This window comes from Beutenbergia cavernae DSM 12333, from assembly GCF_000023105.1.
Classification (GTDB): Bacteria; Actinomycetota; Actinomycetes; order Actinomycetales; family Beutenbergiaceae; genus Beutenbergia; species Beutenbergia cavernae.
The window spans coordinates 312,898-328,280 of record NC_012669.1; the positions used below are offsets into that span (position 1 = coordinate 312,898).

A 15,383-nucleotide genomic window follows, 5' to 3' on the forward strand; every position below is an offset into this window, starting at 1 on the left:
ACGAGCCGGCGGACGATGGTTCGGTCGCGGTGCTGCACCGCGGGAGGGGAGCACGACCGATGGACGAGCTCGTGATGGACGACGACGTCGGCACCGTGGTCATCGAGGACGTCACCACCGAGGGTCCGGCCGAGTCCGAGATCCAGGACCCGGACGCGCCAGACCCGGACGACCCCACGGTGATCCCGGTCGACCCGCCGGGGGACGGTGACCAGGGTCTCCTGCCGGGACGCCCCGGCGGACTCCCGCGCGCGGAGCGCACCGGCTCCGCGGCGATCCAGAAGTCCCTGACGCTCGCCGGCGACGGGTACCGCGGGCTGTGCCTGCAGTTCGTGCGGCTGTGCTTCGGCGTCCCCGCGCGGCACCGCTCGGCGCACGACGCCTGGGTGGCCGCCCGCGTGCGGCATCCGGGCTCGGGCACCGACGCGCCCGCCGGCACCGCCGTGTTCTGGAACATCACGGCCGGCAAGAACGCACCGTACGACCACGTGGCGATCTCCCTCGGCGGGGGCGTGTGCCGCTCGACGTCGGTCACGGCGTCGGGCATCGGGAACGTCCGGATCGCCGACCTCACCGCGCGTTGGCGCATGGCGCCCTACGGGTGGACCGAGGACCTCAACGGGTACCGCATCGTGGGCGGGGGACGACCGCCGAAGGTCGTCGTCGCCCAGGGAGCGGCCGGTCTCAAGAACGGGGACCGCGGTCCGCGGGTCAAGGCCCTGCAACAGGCCCTCAACCGGTGGAGGTCCGACCTGCCCGCGCTGGTGGCGGACGGCGTCTTCGGCGACCTCACGGAGCGCCGCCTCCGCGAGTGGCAGACGCGCAACCGCGGCGGCGCGTATCCGGCCGCAGCGCAGATCGACGGCGTGGCGGGTCCGCTCACGCTCGCGGCGCTCGACCTCGCGTAGCGAGCCGCGACCGGCATACGGTTGCGCTGTGACCTTCGACGCCGCCGCCCCGATCGACCCGACGTCCACACCAGCGTGGGCCGACCTGCTCGCCCACCACGACGCGCTCGACGTCGACCTGCGCGCCTGGTTCGCCGCCGACCCGAAGCGCGCCGAGCGGATGAGCCACCGCCTCGCGGACCTGCACGTCGACCTGTCGAAGAACACCGTCACGCCCGCGACGCTCGACCTCCTCGTCCAGCTCGCACGCGAGACGAACGTGCCGGAGCGCCTGGCCGCCATGTTCGCCGGCGAGCACGTCAACACGACCGAGGACCGCGCCGTCCTGCACACCGCGTTGCGCCGCCCCGCAGGAGCGGAGCCGCCGCTCGTGGTCGACGGCCAGCACGTCGACGACGACGTACAGGCTGAGCTGGCCAAGATGTACGCCTTCGCGGAGAAGGTCCGCAGCGGCACCTGGCGCGGCCTCACGGGCGAGCGCGTCCGCACCGTCGTCAACATCGGCATCGGCGGGTCCGACCTCGGCCCCGTCATGGCGTACGAGGCGCTCAAGCCGTACGTGCAGGAGGGCGTCGAGGTCAGGTTCGTCTCGAACATCGACCCGACCGACATCGCCCGCGCGACCCGCGACCTCGACCCGGCCACCACGCTGTTCGTCGTCGCGTCCAAGACGTTCACGACGCTCGAGACGCTCACGAACGCGCGTCTCGCACGCGCGTGGCTCTGGGCGCGGCTCGAGGCCGCGGGCGACGTCGACGACGCCACGTCCCGTGCCGCGGCGGTCGCCCACCACTTCGTCGCCGTCTCGACGGCGCTCGACAAGGTCGCCGCGTTCGGCATCGACCCGGCGAACGCGTTCGGGTTCTGGGACTGGGTGGGCGGGCGCTACTCGGTGGACTCGACGATCGGGACCTCGCTCGCCATCGCGATCGGTCCCGACGCGTTCGCCCAGCTCCTCGCCGGCTTCCACGCCGTCGACGAGCACGTGCGGACCACGCCGATCGAGCGCAACGTGCCGGTCCTCATGGGGTTGCTCAACGTCTGGTACGTCAACGTCGTCGGCGCCCACACGCACGCCGTCCTGCCGTACTCGCAGTACCTGCACCGGTTCCCCGCGTACCTGCAGCAGCTCACGATGGAGTCGAACGGCAAGTCGGTGCGCTGGGACGGCTCGCCCGTGACGACGCAGACCGGCGAGGTCTTCTGGGGCGAGCCCGGCACGAACGGGCAGCACGCGTTCTACCAGCTCCTCCACCAGGGCACACGGATCGTCCCGGCGGACTTCATCGCGTTCGCGACGCCGAACGACCCGCTCCGCGACGGCGCGAACCACGACGCCGACGTCCACTCCCTGCTCCTCGCGAACTTCCTCGCGCAGACCAAGGCGCTCGCGTTCGGCAAGACCCCGGACGAGGTCCGCGCCGAGGGGACTCCGGAGCACCTCGTGCCCGCCCGCACGTTCGCCGGCAACCGCCCGACGACGTCGATCATGGCGCCGCTGCTGACGCCGTCGGTGCTCGGCCAGCTCATCGCGCTCTACGAGCACATCACGTTCGTGCAGGGCGCCGTGTGGGGCATCGACAGCTTCGACCAGTGGGGCGTAGAGCTCGGCAAGACGCTCGCGCTGCAGATCGCGCCCGCGCTGACGGGCGACGCCGCCGCGCTCGCCGCGCAGGACCCCTCCACCGCCGCGCTCATCGCGTACTCCCGCGCACACCGCGGTCCCGATCCCGAAGCGTGACGTCCAGGAACGTCTCGACGGCGTCCGTGACGGCTTCGGACCGGATCGAGTGGAAGACGTCGAACGCATGGTGCGCGCCGGGCAGCTCGGCGTAGACCACAGGCTGCCGGGACGCGTCGCGGAGCTCCCGGACGAACCCGCGAGCGGTCTCCACCGGCGCGTACGTGTCGTGGTCGCCGTGCGTGAGGAAGAACGGCGGCGCGTCCGGGTTGACGTACGCGAACGGGGACGAAGCCGGCGCGTCGGCGGGGCCCGTGCCGTAGTAGGAGTCGTACCACCCGTACAGGCAGACGGCGGCCGACACGGACGTGTCAGGCGTGAGAGCACAGATCGACGCCAGGTGCGCGCCCGCTGACGACCCGGCGACCACGAGTGTCGACGGGTCACCGCCGAACTCCGCCGCGTGAGCGTGCGCCCAGGCGATCGCCGACTTCGCGTCGGCGAGGTGCTCGGCGAAGCCGGCCTGCGGGCGCAGGCGGTAGTTCGCGCTGACGCAGACCCAGCCTCGCTGGGCCAACCGGTGCAGGAGCGGCCGGGCCTCCCGGTTCTTGGAGCCCGAGTAGTACCCGCCGCCGTGCCAGTACACGAGCACGGGCGCGCCCTGGGGCACGTCGCGGCGGTGCAGCACGTCGAGCTGCTGCCGCCGGCCCGCCGGCCCGTACGCAATGTTCGCGACGCGCGTGACGTTGCGCGGGCGCACCACCACCGGTCCCTGGAGCGCTCGGAGCCACGTGGGAACCCGGCGTGGTGTCCGTGCCGCGCCCGGCGCGACGCCGAGGTCGTGCTGCAGGGCCGCGGTGAGCACCGCCGTCGCCGGGAGGGCGCGGGCGAGGACGACGGCGAGGCCCACGCTCGTGAGCAGCGCGAGCGCGAGCACGACCTGCCCGCCCGGGCCGGCGACGTCGCCCTCGGACACGGCGAGCACCGACGACGCCGTGAGCAGGACCAACGCGAACACCGGCAGCTCGGCCAGGGCCAGACCGAGGAAGTAGCTGATCGTCGACAGGGGCCGCGGCCGGCGCACCGGCCAGAGCGCGAACGCCGTCGCCAGCGCCACGAGGGCGGTGCCGAACAGGTAGCCGAACGGGATGTCAGTCATGGCTTCCCCTCCAGGGTGCGGGCTGGGGGAGGCCGGCAGGCCCGGCGCCCACCGACCTCCGACGGACGGTCGGGGTCATCGGCGCAGGCCGAGGGCGATCACGGCGCCGACGACGACGTGCTCGGCGACCAGCACCGTGACGGCCGCTCCGCCCTCGGCGCCGAGCGGTCCAGACAACGAGAGCAGGAGGACGACGGCGCAGGTCACCAGCCAGCCGACCTGGCCGGTGCGTCCGCGGCGCCGCGCGATCCGCCCGACCAGCGCCCGGACGCCCCAGCCGAGGAGTCCTGCGACGAGTCCGGCGACGACGACCGCGACGACGCCGACCTCCGTCCCGTCGACGACGACGGGTCCGACGCCTGCCGCTGCTCCGACGAGCCAGACGGCGGCGCCTGCCGCGGCCGCGGCGAACGGGACGATCCAGCGGGGCAGGCGTCGGGCCGGCGCCGCGGAGGCGAGCTCCGCCGTCGGGCCGGCAGAGACCTCAGGAGTGGTGCGAGACATCAGGATGCTCCTTCCGACGGTGGCCGGGTGCCGCCGTCGGCGACCACCCTCGTTCGCGGGCTCGCGCGGCACAGCGGCCGGCGGTCGGTTCCGCGCGGGACCTCGGCAGGGGAGGCCCCCGACTTCGGTCGGTAGTGCTGGCGTCGCCGACCTCATAGCGTCACGGTCCGTGACCACCGAACTCCGTACCGCACCCTCCGCGCACGACGCCGCCCGGTCCCCGCTGCGGCGCCGTCGCCGGGCGCTCGTGCTGTCGTGGGCGGGCGTGGTTGTCCTGACCGCGCTGACCGTGGCGGGTGCCTTCGACGCCACCGGCGTGCTCCCGCTCGGTGGCGGGCTCGACGTTGTCGTCGCTCTCGCCGCGCTGGCGCTCGTCCCGTTCCTCTGGACCCGGCGCCAGCTGCCCGTGGCGTACGCCCTGGCCGCCCTGGCGGTGCTCGGGCCGACCGCCACGCCGGCCTCGACCGTCGCTGTGCTCGCGATCGCGCGTTCGCGCTCGGTCCGGACGGCGCTGCCGGTCGCCGTCGTCGGCTTCGCCGCGCACGCGGTGCAGGGCCTGTGGCGGCCGATCCCCCTGCCGTACGGGTGGTGGCTGCTCTGCGCTGCCGCCGTGTTCGCGGCACTGCTCGGATGGGGCGCGTACTGGAAGGCGCGCGCCGAGCTCCTCCTCTCGCTCCGTGAGCGGGCCCGGCGTGCGGAGCGGGACCAGGCGGAACGCGTCGAACGCGCCCGCCACGACGAGCGCACCCGGATCGCCCGCGAGATGCACGACACGCTGGCCCACCGGCTCACCCTCATCGCCGCCACGGCCGGGGCGCTCGAGTACCGCCCGGACGCGCCGCCGGAGCAGGCGGCGGCCGCGGCGGCGCGGGTGCGCGACGCCGTGAGCGGCGCGCTCGATGACCTGCGGGGGATCCTGCGCCTGCTGCGCGCGGGGCCGGACGAGCTCCGACCTGCGCCGGGGTTGGCGGACCTGGGCCAGCTGGTCGCCGAGGCGCGCGCGGCCGGTGGCGCGGTGCGGTACGACGACGGCGGGACCCTGGACGGCGTGGAGGCGCCGCCCGCGCTCGCGCTCGCCGCCTACCGCGTGGTGCAGGAGGGCCTGACGAACGCGCGTCGCCACGCACCCGACGCGGCCGTGTCGGTGACGATCGCGCGGGAGCCGGACGGGATGCGCGTGGCGGTGGTCGACGACGGCGCCACCGCCCCTGCCGCGGGCGCGTCGGACGGCTCCGGCACGGGACTCGTCGGGCTCGCGGAGCGGGTCGAGCTGCTCGGCGGAACCCTCGACGTCGGTCCGCGCCCGGACGGACCCGGCTTCGCCGTCGTCGCCTGGCTACCGTGGGGCGGGTGGGAACGAGCATCAGGGTCGCGATCGTCGACGACGACGCCCTCGTCCGAGCAGCGCTGCGACTGATGCTCGACGGCGCCGACGGCATCGTCGTGGTCGCCGAGGCGGACGACGGCGCGGCGCTGCCGGCCGTGCTCGACGCTCACCCCCTCGACGTCGTGCTCATGGATCTGCGCATGCCGCGCGTCGACGGCATCGCCGCCACCCGTGAGGTGCGACGACGGCGTGACGCGCCCGCCGTCGTCGTCCTCACCACGTTCGACACCCGCGAGGAGGTCGAGGGAGCGCTGCACGCCGGGGCCGTCGGCTACCTGCTCAAGGACGCCCCGCCGGCCCGGATCGCGGAGGCGGTGCGCGCGGCGGCCCTGGGCGAGCCCGTGCTGTCGCCGCAGGTGGCGCGCCGGCTGATGACGAGCGCCGCCGACGCCGGTGCCGCCCGGAGCACCGCGAGAGCGGCCCTCGGGCGTCTCACCGCGCGCGGGCGGGAGGTGGCGCTCGAGATCGGGCGCGGGGCGAGCAACGCGGATGTCGGGGCGAGGCTCCACCTGAGCGTGCCGACCGTCAAGGCGTACGTGTCGAGCGTGCTCGCCAAGCTCGGCGTGGAGAACCGGACGCAGGTGGCGCTGCTCGTCCACGAGGCCGCTGAGGAGCCGCCGTCGTGACGAGCGCCCGGGCGTGAGGCCGCCCCGGACATGACGAAGGCCCGGGCGCGCGCCCGGGCCTTCGTGTCGATCAGCGTGGCGTCAGGACGCGAGCGCCTTCGCCTTGAGCGTGTCGAACTCCGCCTGCGTGATCGTGCCGGCGTCCAGGAGCGACTTGGCGTGCCCGATCTGCTCCGCCGGCGAGGTCTGCGTCGCCACGGACTGGATGTAGCGATCGGTGTCGGTCTTCGCCTGCTGGATCGCGGCGACCTGGCGCTCTCCCATGCCGCGCCCACGCGCGATGAGGTACACCAGCGCCGTCAGGAACGGCAGGATGATGAGGAAGAAGATCCAGACCGCCTTCCACCAACCGGAGAGCTTCGAGTCGCGGAACAGGTCGCCGATGATCTGGAACAGGACCATCAGGTAGGCGAAGAGCAGGAACGCATAGATCAGCAACCAGAAGAAGTCCATGAAGTCGTCCACGCCAGCACGTCCTTTCGAGGAGTTGGCGTCCATCGGGGTCCCGCGACGCTCGTCGGGACGACCCTAGCGACAGCGGCCTGCCCCGGTCACGCCGAAACGGCGTCATTCCGCGAGATCACCCGCCACGGGTGAGGTGCGGGCTCAGCGCGAGGAGAGCGACTGAGACGTCTGCTCGGTCGGTGGGACCGGCGTGCGTTCGACCCGGACGAGATCGCCGACGGCGGCCAGCTCGAGCAGCTCCGTGAGCCGGGGCGCCGGGTCGCGGAGCACCACCTCGCGGCTCTCCTCCGAACCGTGCTTGTGCAGCTGCAGGATGAAGGCGAGCCCGGTCGAGTCGATGAACGTGACGTCGCGTGCGTCGATGACGACCGGTCCCGGATCGGCGAGGACCGCCGCCATGGCGGCACTCGCGTCGTCGCGGAGCGCGGCATCCACCTCGCCCCAGATCCGGATGACGACTCCTCCGCCGTTCCGGGTGTGCGTGATCCCGCCGTGGGCGAGGTCGGAGATGGTCATCGTGCTCCTGCGAGAGGCGGTGCCCGGTGCGTCGGGTGACGTCGGACCGGCGAGCGTACAGCGTGTCCAACGCGCGGGTCCGGCGAGGTGTTCCGCCGCCCGGCGGAAGTGTGCGCGACGAGGACGTGACGATCGGATGACCTGACGGCGTCAGCGCGGGTGCGGCCGCGCGGCCCGCCGCTCAGCCCTCGGCGCGCGGGGCCTGCTGCCACGCCGTCGAGGCGGGTGCGGATGGTCGGGCAAGCCGGTCGCGCTCAGGGAGCGGCTGCGGCATGGGCCTCAAGCGCGCCGCGGCCCGCGGTTGTGTCCGGTGAGCGCGCCGTGGGCCGCGGTTGTGCCGGGTGAGCGCGCCGTGGGCCGCGTTTCCGGACGACTGAGCGCGGGTGTGGGCGTGGTCGTGGGGCGCGCCAGGCCGCGGCGCGCTCGGCGTCGCCGCGCAGGATGTGGTGCCGGGTGAGCGCGCCGTGGGCCGCGGTTGTGCCGGGTGGGCGCGCCGTGGGTCGCGGTTGTGCCGGGTGAGCGCGCCGTGGGTCGCGGTTGTGCCGGGTGAGCGCGCCGTGGGCCGCGTTTCCGGGCGGTTCAGCGCGGGTGTGGGCGCGGTCGAGGGCGGCGCCGGCAGCGGCGCGCTCGGCGCGGGGCCTGCTGCCACGCCGTCGAGGCGGGTGCGGATGGCCGGGCCGCCGTCCGCGCTCAGGGAGTAGCTGCGGCATGGGCCTCGAGCGCGCCGTGGGGGCCGCGGTTATGCCCGGTGAGCGCGCCGTGGGCCGCGGTTGTGCCGGGTGGGCGCGCCGTGGGTCGCGGTTGTGCCGGGTGAGCGCGCCGTGGGCCGCGGTTGTGCCCGGTGAGCGCGCCGTGGGCCGCGTTTCCGGACGGTTCAGCGCGGGTGTGGGGGTGGTCGAGGGGGGCGCCGGCAATGGCGCGCTCGGCGTCGCCGCGCAGGATGTTGTGCCGGGTGGGCGCGTCGTGGGCCGCGGTTGTGCCGGGTGGGCGCGCCGTGGGCCGCGTTTCCGGGCGACTCAGCGCGGGTGTGGGCGCGGTCGAGGGGGGCGGCCGCGGCAACACGCTGCGTGGTCCGGCGGCCGCTCCGCCGCGCGCGCTGGCAATGGCGCGCTCGGCGCCGCCGCGCGGCCCGGGTCACACGGTGCGCGGGGGGTCTGCGGTGACGACGTCGAGGCGGGTGCGGATGGCGATCCCGCCTCGCTCGTACGCGGTCGGGTCGTTCGAAGCCGGCCGCGCGGCCGTCGAGCGCGTGCTGGAACCCCTCGGTCCGCTGACCGTCGCGACGGCACCACGTCCGCGGCGAGGGCGCGACGATCGGATGACCTGACGGCGTCGGCGCGGCCGCGCGACCCTAGGCCTCGGCGCGCTCGATGTCCCCGCGCAGGATGCAGAACTCGTTGCCCTCGGGGTCGGCCATGACCAGCCATCCGCCGTCGGGCTCACGCAGGTCGTGCACGTCGGTGGCGCCGAGGCCCCGCACGCGCTCGATCTCCTCGTCGCGGGTGCGGTCCGTCGGGATGAGGTCGAAGTGCATCCGGTTCTTGCCGCTCTTCGCCTCCGGCACCCGGATGAACAGGACCCGGTGGCTGCGATCGGGCGAGAAGATCATGTTCTCCTCGTGCTCGGGCATGTTCGGGTCGTCGGGATCCTCGGCGTACCCGAGCACCGCCGACCAGAAGAGCGACAGCGTGTACGGGTCCTGGGCGTCCAGTGTGGTGTGCGAGATGCGGCTGACCATGGGGCCGACGATCCTCCGTCCGAGCCCCACAGGCCAGCGAATTGCGCCGACCGGGCGCCTCAGGCCGCGCGCTCGTCGAACACGAGCGAGGCCCGCTTGATGACGTCCAGCCCGTCGGAGACGTCGACCGCCATCACCCCGGGCAGGCTGCCGACGTCGTCGGTGAGGAACGTGTAGAGCTCCTCGTCACCGCCGACGGCGACCTCGCCGCACAGGTTCGGCTGGCCGGTGGTGGCGGCGATGTTGAGCACGTTCGGGTGCGCGGCGAGCGCGCGGCCGGCCGCCTCCAGCCGGGAGGGCGCCACGCGGAGCCAGATGAAGGCGATCACGGGCTGGCCGATGCGCGCGGGCTGGACCACGGCGCGCAGGCGGAGCAACCCCTTGCTCATCAACGCCTCCGCGCGCCGGCTCGCCGTGGCCGGCTGCACGCCGAGCCGCTCGGCGAGCTCGCGCCAGCTCATCCGGCCGTCCTCGGCGAGCGCCGCGACCACGCCCCGGTCCAGCTCGTCGAGGTCGTGCCGCGTGTGCGGGCGCTCCTCCGACCAGTGGTCCATGCGGTCGGCCCGCAGCGTGGCGAGCGCGCGGTCCGGGACCAGGCCGCCGGTCCAGCCGTGCGGCGTCGAGAACCGGCGGATGATCTTCAGCGTCGAGCTGCCGACGACGCCCGGCAGCGCCTTGAGGCGCCCTCCCGTGATCTCCAGCAGGTGGCGGGTCGAGCGGACGTGCAGCTGGGCCGCGCAGTCGAGGTCGCCGCCGATGAGCGCGACGTACCCGGACTCCGGCCAGCGGGCCAGGGCCTGGGCCACGTCGACGCTCGCCCCCGGCACGCACCGCAGCCGCAGGAACGCGGCGAAGCCGGCGTCGGCGCGTTGCTGGTCGACGACGCCGACGACGCGGACGACGTCGTCGTCCAGCAGCGTCGCGAGACGTCGGGACACGGTCGGCGCGCTGGTGGCGGCAGCCGCCGCGATGGCTCCGACGCGGGCACGCGGATGGGCGAGGAGCGCCGCCGTGATGCGGAGGTCGACGTCCTGCAGAGCGGCGATGTCTTCCATCATCGATCGAGTTCTCCATCGATTCGTTCATCGGACGCGTGATCCTTGCACCGGGACGCGACGGACGCCAAGTATCGGCGGCGCACCCGACGGCGGGGGCGGGCGAGCACCGGACGGGTGCGGCCGGGACGGGAGGACGAGGCGTTGTCAGCAGTGACCCTGAGCGTGATCGGTGCGGGACACCGGGGCGGGGACGCCTATGGCGACTACTGCTTGCGACACCCGGAGCACGCACGCGTCGTCGCCGTGGCCGAGCCCGACGACCGGCGCCGGGCCGAGTTCGCCGACCTGCACGGCATCCCCGCGGAGCGCCAGTACGCCACCTGGGAGGAGCTGCTCGCCGCCGGTCGGCTGAGCGACGGACTCGTCGTCTCGTCGCCCGACCTCGTGCGGCAGGGACCGGTCGTCGGCGGTGCCCGCCTCGGGTACGGGCTGCTCGTCGAGAAGCCGTTCGCCCCGGACGAGGCGCAGCTCGATGCGATGGTGGCCGAGATCGCCCGCACGGACGCGCTCGTCGGCGTCGCGCACGTGCTCCGGTACACGTCGTTCTACGCCACGCTCAAGGAGCTCGTCGAGCAGGGGACGATCGGCCGCCTCGTGCACCTCGACCAGACCGAGGACATCGGCTACTGGCACTTCGCGCACAGCTACGTGCGCGGGAGCTGGCGCAAGGCGGCGGACGCGACGCCGATGCTGCTGGCGAAGTCCTGCCACGACCTCGACATCATCACGTGGCTCGTCGGCCTGGACTGCACCCACGTCGAGTCCACGGGATCGCTCACGCACTTCCGCCCCGAGCAGGCGCCGGACGGCGCACCGGAGCGGTGCACCGACGGCTGCCCCGCGGCGTCGACCTGTCCGTTCTACGCACCCCGCCTCTACCTCGACCGGCTCGCCGACCACCACCAGCTCCCGGTCACCGCCGTCACGCGCGAGCCCGGCCGGGCGGCGCGCCTCGAGGCGCTCCGCTCCGGCCCGTACGGGCGGTGCGTGTACCGCAGCGACAACGACGTCGTCGACCACCAGACGGTCACCCTCACGTTCGCGGGCGGCGTGCTCGCGACCCTGCGGACGGCGGCGTTCACGGCGTCGAACACGCGCACCATCCGGCTGCTCGGCTCGCACGGGGAGATCAGCGGGCGCCTCGACACCGGTGAGATCGAGGTCCGCCGCTTCCTGCCGGCGCCGGGCCAGGAGATCGGCACGTGGCACCCGTGGGACCGCGACGCGCTCGGCCGCTCCGGGCCGCGGGACGACGAGACGTGGACGGTCAACGCCGGGCCGGTGGACGACCCCGACCTGGAGGGCCGACCGGGCCGGCGCGCCAGCGACGGTCACGCCGGCGGCGACGACGGGCTCATGCGCGAGTTCGTGGAACGCCTGCGCCTGCGCCGCGAGGGGGCCGCCGTGTCCATGCCCACGCACGTCCGCGACGCGGAACGCAGCCACCGCATCGCGTTCGCCGCGGAACGATCGCGCCGGGAGGGCCGAACAGTGGAGATGAGCGCATGAGCAGCCGGACGAACGCCGCACCGGCGGCCGGCGTCGTGCACAGCGACGCCGTGCGGGCGCTGGCCGGGCGGGTCCTGGGCGCGGCCGCGGAGCGGGTCGTCGTCGGCCCGTTGGACGACGGGTCCGAACGCGGTGCGGACGGCGCTCCCGAGGGTGCCGCCGAGTTCGCGTACGCCGCGTCCGGCGGGGAGCTGGTGGTCCGGGCGAGCGACACGCCGGCGGCGGCGGCGGGGCTCTACCACTACCTCAAGCACGCGGGCGGGCGACAGGTCACGTGGGACCGGCTGCGCCCCGAGGCGCTCACGCGGCTCCCGGACGCCCCGCCCACGCGGCGCAGCACGCCGGCCGCCGCCCGCTACGACCTCAACGTCGTGACCACCGGCTACACGGCGCCGTACTGGGACTGGGCGCGCTGGGAGCGCGAGATCGACTGGATGGCGCTGCACGGGATCACGACGCCGCTCATGGTCGTGGGGCACGAGACGGTGCTGCTGCGCACGTTCACCGCTCTCGGGCTCGACCCCGGCGACGTCGTCGCCTGGCTCGGGAGCGCGGCTCACCTCCCGTGGACGCTCATGGGTTCGACGAGCTCGTTCGGCGGCCCGCTGCCGGACTCGTGGTTCGAGCGCCGCGCCGAGCTCGGCCGGCGGATCCTCGAGCGGCAGCGGGAGCTCGGCATGCGCGCCGTGCTGCCGGCGTTCGGCGGGCACGTGCCCGACGGGCTCGGCGCCGGCGCGCGCACGCACTGGCAGGGATTCTCGACGGCGCTGCTGGGCCCGGACGACGACGCGTTCGCCGTCGTCGCCGCGGAGTTCGCGCGCCAGCAGCGGGAGCTGTTCGGCACCGACCACCTGTACGCGGCTGACCCGTTCATCGAGTCGGTCCCGCCGTCGGGCGAGCCGGAGGACCTGGCCGCGTTCGCCGCGGCGACGTACGCCGGGATGAGCGCGGCCGACCCCGAGGCCACCTGGGTGATGCAGGCCTGGCCGTTCCACTACCACCGGCGCTTCTGGACGGCGGAGCGCATCGCTGCCGTGACCGACGCCGTCCCGCGCGACCGCCTGCTGCTGCTCGACCTGTGGGCCGAGCACGCGCCGGTGTGGGACGACGGGCGCGGCATCGCCGAGCACCAGTGGCTGTGGTGCGCCGTGCACAACTTCGGCGGCAGGTTCTCGGTGCACGGCGACCTCCACGGGCTCGCCCGGGACCTCGGCGGCGTGCTCGACGACGGCGCCCGCACCGGCGGTTTCACCGGCGTCGGCATGGCGATGGAGGCGCTGGAGAACAACCCGGTCTTCTACGAGCTCCTCACCGATCTCGTGTGGGAACGACCCGACGTCGACGCGTGGGTCGGGCGGTTCGTCGACCAGCGCTACGGCTTCGCGGACGGCACCGCCGCGCGCGATGCGGTCCACGGGGCCTGGGCGATCCTCCTGCGCACGCTGTACGGGCCGGGCATGACCCGGTCGATCCCGTCACCGGTGATCGCGCGCCCGGCCGACGTCGTCGCCCCCTTCCACACGCAGCGCCTCGCCGGGGAGTTCCTCGACCCGGACGCCCCCGTGATCGTCTCCGCCAACATCGACGCCGAGGCCGACCCGCGCGTCGAGGGCGACCTGCCCGAGATCGCCAGGGCCGCGGCTCTCCTGCGCGAGGCGGCCGGGAGCTCCGACGCCGGCGGTCCTCTCGCGCACGACCTCGCGGACCTGCTCACGCACGTCGTCGCGCAGCGCACGCGCGCGCCGATCCGGGCGATCGTCGCCGCGGCTCGGGCGGGGGACGCCGACGCCGTCCGGGCGAACGGTGCGCTGCTCGCCGCGGCGATCGCCGACCTCGACGCCGTCGCCGCCACCCAGCCCGACCGCCTCCTCGGCACGTGGCTCGCGGCCGCGCAGCGGTGGGCGGACGACGACGGCGAGCGTCGCGTCCTGCTGCGCGACGCGCGTCGCCAGCTCACCGTGTGGGGCGAGCAGACGTCCGGGCTGCACGACTACTCCGGCCGGCACTGGTCGGGTCTGCTCGGCGGGTTCTACGCCCCGCGCTGGCAGCTCTGGGTCGACTGGCTCGCGGAGGCTGCCGAGAGCGGCAGCGAGCCCGACCCGCAGGAGCTGCGCCGCGCCGTCGTCGCCCTCGAGGAGAGCTGGGTGGCCCGCGACGAGACCGGACCGACGGACCCGGCCGGCGATCTGGCGGCGCTCGCGGACCGGGTGCTCGCCACCTACTCCGCCCCGCTCGAGGTGTCCGGCCGATGAGCGACCGCCCGAACGTCCTGCTCGTCATGACGGACCAGCAGCGCTGGGACACGCTCGGGTCCGCCGGGGGTCCCGTCGAGACGGCGAACCTCGACCACCTGGCGGCGCAGGGCACCACGTTCACGCACGCGTACTCGGCGACGCCGTCGTGCACCCCGGCGCGGGCGTCCCTGCTCACCGGGCAGGACCCGTGGCACACCGGCATCCTCGGCATGGGCGCCGGCCAGCCTCCGATGGCGGGCCTGGAGAACACGCTCCCGGAGGCGCTCGCGGACGCGGGCTACCACACGCAGGGCGTCGGCAAGATGCACTTCTCGCCGCAGCGGGCGCTGCACGGGTTCCACGCGACGACGATCGACGAGTCGCTCCGCGTCGAGGAGCCGGGCTTCACCTCCGACTACACGCAGTGGTTCGAGCGCCACGCGCCGGCGGACGTGCGGCAGGCCGACCACGGGCTGGACTTCAACTCGTGGCTGGCGCGACCGTTCCACACCGGCGAGCACCTGCACCCGTCGACCTGGACGGTGACGGAGTCGATCCGCTTCCTGGAGCGCCGCGACCCCACCCGGCCCTTCTTCCTCATGACGTCGTTCGCGCGGCCGCACTCGCCGTACGACCCGCCCGCGTTCTACTACGAGCACTACCTGCGCCGGCACCACACCGGCGACCTGCCGCCCGCCGTCGTCGGCGACTGGGCGTCCGTGCACGATGTGGGCGGCGCGGAGGGCATGGACCCCAACGCCTGGCGCGGCCGGCGGACCGCCGACGAGATCGGGCGCGCCCGCGCCGGCTACTACGGGTCGATCCACCACATCGACCACCAGATCGGCCGGCTGATGCGGTACCTGCGCGACCGGCGTCTCGACGCCGAGACGCTCGTCGTCTTCACCGCCGACCACGGCGACATGCTCGGCGACCACCACCTGTGGCGGAAGACGTACGCGTACGAGGGGTCGGCGCACGTGCCGCTCGTCGTGCGGCTGCCCGCCGGCATGCGCTCCGCCGGCGACGCCGAGGTGGTGGACGATCCCGTGTGCCTGCAGGACGTCATGCCGACGATCCTCGACGCGTGCGGCGTCGACGTCCCGGCCAGCGTCGACGGCGCCAGCACGCTGCCGCTCGTCACCGGCGAGCGCGTGCCGTGGCGGGAGTTCGTGCACGGCGAGCACTCCACGTGCTACCACCCGAGCCAGGAGATGCAGTACCTCACCGACGGCGCCTGGAAGTACGTGTGGTTCCCGCGCGGGGACGGCCCCGGCTCACCGCGCGAGCAGCTGTTCGACCTGCGCTCCGACCCGTACGAGGAGCGCGACCTCGCGCCGCGGTCCGACCACGCCGCCGTCCTGCGGCGGTGGCGAGCACGCCTGGTCGACGTCCTCGCCCCTCGGGACGCCGGCCTGACCGACGGCGGGGCGCTCGTCCCGCAGGACGGGCGGCCACCGCTCGTCTCGCCTCACGCCGCGTCGCGCGTCGCGGAGCGGCTCGCGTGACCCGGCAGCGCTGGGCGCCGACCCAGGCGACGGACTGTTCGATCTCGCCGCAGAACTCGCTCGTTTCGTTCATCACGACCCGTTTCATGG

General features: G+C 74.4%; 13 protein-coding genes. 7 read left to right on the plus strand and 6 right to left on the minus strand.

The genetic code is table 11. The features are described from left to right. Positions 1–59: 59 nt before the first annotated feature. Positions 60–908, plus strand: coding sequence for a peptidoglycan-binding domain-containing protein (locus tag BCAV_RS23110; protein ID WP_012725336.1), 849 nt, complete (start codon positions 60–62; stop codon positions 906–908). Positions 909–936: 28 nt separating this feature from the next. After that, positions 937–2,649, plus strand: a complete 1,713-nt coding sequence (pgi, locus tag BCAV_RS01465; protein ID WP_012725337.1) for a glucose-6-phosphate isomerase — start codon at positions 937–939, stop codon at positions 2,647–2,649. On the opposite strand, the gene BCAV_RS01470 is transcribed toward pgi, so the two are convergent. Together BCAV_RS01470 and BCAV_RS01475 are read right to left on the minus strand one after the other, a co-directional pair. Next, complete coding sequence (locus BCAV_RS01470; protein WP_012725338.1) at positions 2,603–3,748, minus strand: alpha/beta hydrolase; 1,146 nt, start codon at positions 3,746–3,748, stop codon at positions 2,603–2,605. The two genes, pgi and BCAV_RS01470, sit on opposite strands and share 47 nt — an antisense overlap. 75 nt (positions 3,749–3,823) lie before the next feature. Further along, positions 3,824–4,252: a DUF6069 family protein gene (locus tag BCAV_RS01475; protein ID WP_012725339.1), complete on the minus strand. Its 429-nt coding sequence runs from the start codon at positions 4,250–4,252 to the stop codon at positions 3,824–3,826. Positions 4,253–4,421: 169 nt separating this feature from the next. Here BCAV_RS01475 and BCAV_RS01480 point away from each other — a divergent pair, with 169 nt between their 5' ends. Then, positions 4,422–5,669: a sensor histidine kinase gene (locus BCAV_RS01480; protein WP_245528917.1), complete on the plus strand. Its 1,248-nt coding sequence runs from the start codon at positions 4,422–4,424 to the stop codon at positions 5,667–5,669. Then, the gene (locus tag BCAV_RS01485; protein WP_012725341.1) at positions 5,669–6,265 is read left to right on the plus strand and encodes a response regulator transcription factor; all 597 of its coding nucleotides are present in this window, start codon (positions 5,669–5,671) and stop codon (positions 6,263–6,265) included. Before BCAV_RS01480 ends, BCAV_RS01485 begins: the two co-directional genes overlap by 1 nt. Positions 6,266–6,346: 81 nt before the next feature. Here the strand turns inward: BCAV_RS01485 and BCAV_RS01490 are convergent, their stop codons facing one another. The 4 genes from BCAV_RS01490 to BCAV_RS01510 all read right to left on the minus strand — a co-directional run bounded on the left by BCAV_RS01490 (position 6,347) and on the right by BCAV_RS01510 (position 10,042). Further along, positions 6,347–6,718, minus strand: a complete 372-nt coding sequence (locus BCAV_RS01490; protein ID WP_012725342.1) for an SHOCT domain-containing protein — start codon at positions 6,716–6,718, stop codon at positions 6,347–6,349. A gap of 153 nt (positions 6,719–6,871) precedes the next feature. After that, the gene (locus BCAV_RS01495) at positions 6,872–7,246 is read right to left on the minus strand and encodes an STAS domain-containing protein (protein WP_012725343.1); all 375 of its coding nucleotides are present in this window, start codon (positions 7,244–7,246) and stop codon (positions 6,872–6,874) included. A gap of 1,351 nt (positions 7,247–8,597) precedes the next feature. Next, positions 8,598–8,984 carry a VOC family protein gene (locus BCAV_RS01505; protein WP_012725344.1) on the minus strand — a complete coding sequence of 129 codons (387 nt, stop codon included), beginning with the start codon at positions 8,982–8,984 and terminating at the stop codon, positions 8,598–8,600. Positions 8,985–9,043: 59 nt separating this feature from the next. Continuing rightward, the gene (locus tag BCAV_RS01510; RefSeq protein WP_012725345.1) at positions 9,044–10,042 is read right to left on the minus strand and encodes a winged helix-turn-helix transcriptional regulator; all 999 of its coding nucleotides are present in this window, start codon (positions 10,040–10,042) and stop codon (positions 9,044–9,046) included. A gap of 150 nt (positions 10,043–10,192) precedes the next feature. Between BCAV_RS01510 and BCAV_RS01515 the strand changes: the two genes are divergently transcribed. The 3 genes from BCAV_RS01515 to BCAV_RS01525 are packed head-to-tail and all read left to right on the plus strand — an operon-like array spanning position 10,193 to position 15,293. After that, positions 10,193–11,551 carry a Gfo/Idh/MocA family protein gene (locus tag BCAV_RS01515; RefSeq protein WP_050761550.1) on the plus strand — a complete coding sequence of 453 codons (1,359 nt, stop codon included), beginning with the start codon at positions 10,193–10,195 and terminating at the stop codon, positions 11,549–11,551. Then, positions 11,548–13,803: an alpha-N-acetylglucosaminidase gene (locus tag BCAV_RS01520; protein WP_012725347.1), complete on the plus strand. Its 2,256-nt coding sequence runs from the start codon at positions 11,548–11,550 to the stop codon at positions 13,801–13,803. Before BCAV_RS01515 ends, BCAV_RS01520 begins: the two co-directional genes overlap by 4 nt. Beyond that, positions 13,800–15,293 carry an arylsulfatase gene (locus tag BCAV_RS01525; RefSeq protein WP_012725348.1) on the plus strand — a complete coding sequence of 498 codons (1,494 nt, stop codon included), beginning with the start codon at positions 13,800–13,802 and terminating at the stop codon, positions 15,291–15,293. Before BCAV_RS01520 ends, BCAV_RS01525 begins: the two co-directional genes overlap by 4 nt. Positions 15,294–15,383 lie beyond the last annotated feature (90 nt).

Excerpts from the sequence above, each read along its gene's own strand:
- BCAV_RS01475 (WP_012725339.1), bottom strand. The coding sequence starts at position 4,252 with ATGTCTCGCACCACTCCTGAGGTCTCTGCCGGCCCGACGGCGGAGCTC.
- BCAV_RS01485 (WP_012725341.1), top strand. The coding sequence starts at position 5,669 with ATGCTCGACGGCGCCGACGGCATCGTCGTGGTCGCCGAGGCGGACGAC.
- BCAV_RS23110 (WP_012725336.1), top strand. The coding sequence starts at position 60 with ATGGACGAGCTCGTGATGGACGACGACGTCGGCACCGTGGTCATCGAG.
- BCAV_RS01520 (WP_012725347.1), top strand. The coding sequence starts at position 11,548 with ATGAGCAGCCGGACGAACGCCGCACCGGCGGCCGGCGTCGTGCACAGC.
- BCAV_RS01495 (WP_012725343.1), bottom strand. The coding sequence starts at position 7,246 with ATGACCATCTCCGACCTCGCCCACGGCGGGATCACGCACACCCGGAAC.
- BCAV_RS01470 (WP_012725338.1), bottom strand. The coding sequence starts at position 3,748 with ATGACTGACATCCCGTTCGGCTACCTGTTCGGCACCGCCCTCGTGGCG.
- BCAV_RS01525 (WP_012725348.1), top strand. The coding sequence starts at position 13,800 with ATGAGCGACCGCCCGAACGTCCTGCTCGTCATGACGGACCAGCAGCGC.
- BCAV_RS01510 (WP_012725345.1), bottom strand. The coding sequence starts at position 10,042 with ATGATGGAAGACATCGCCGCTCTGCAGGACGTCGACCTCCGCATCACG.
- BCAV_RS01490 (WP_012725342.1), bottom strand. The coding sequence starts at position 6,718 with ATGGACTTCTTCTGGTTGCTGATCTATGCGTTCCTGCTCTTCGCCTAC.
- BCAV_RS01505 (WP_012725344.1), bottom strand. The coding sequence starts at position 8,984 with ATGGTCAGCCGCATCTCGCACACCACACTGGACGCCCAGGACCCGTAC.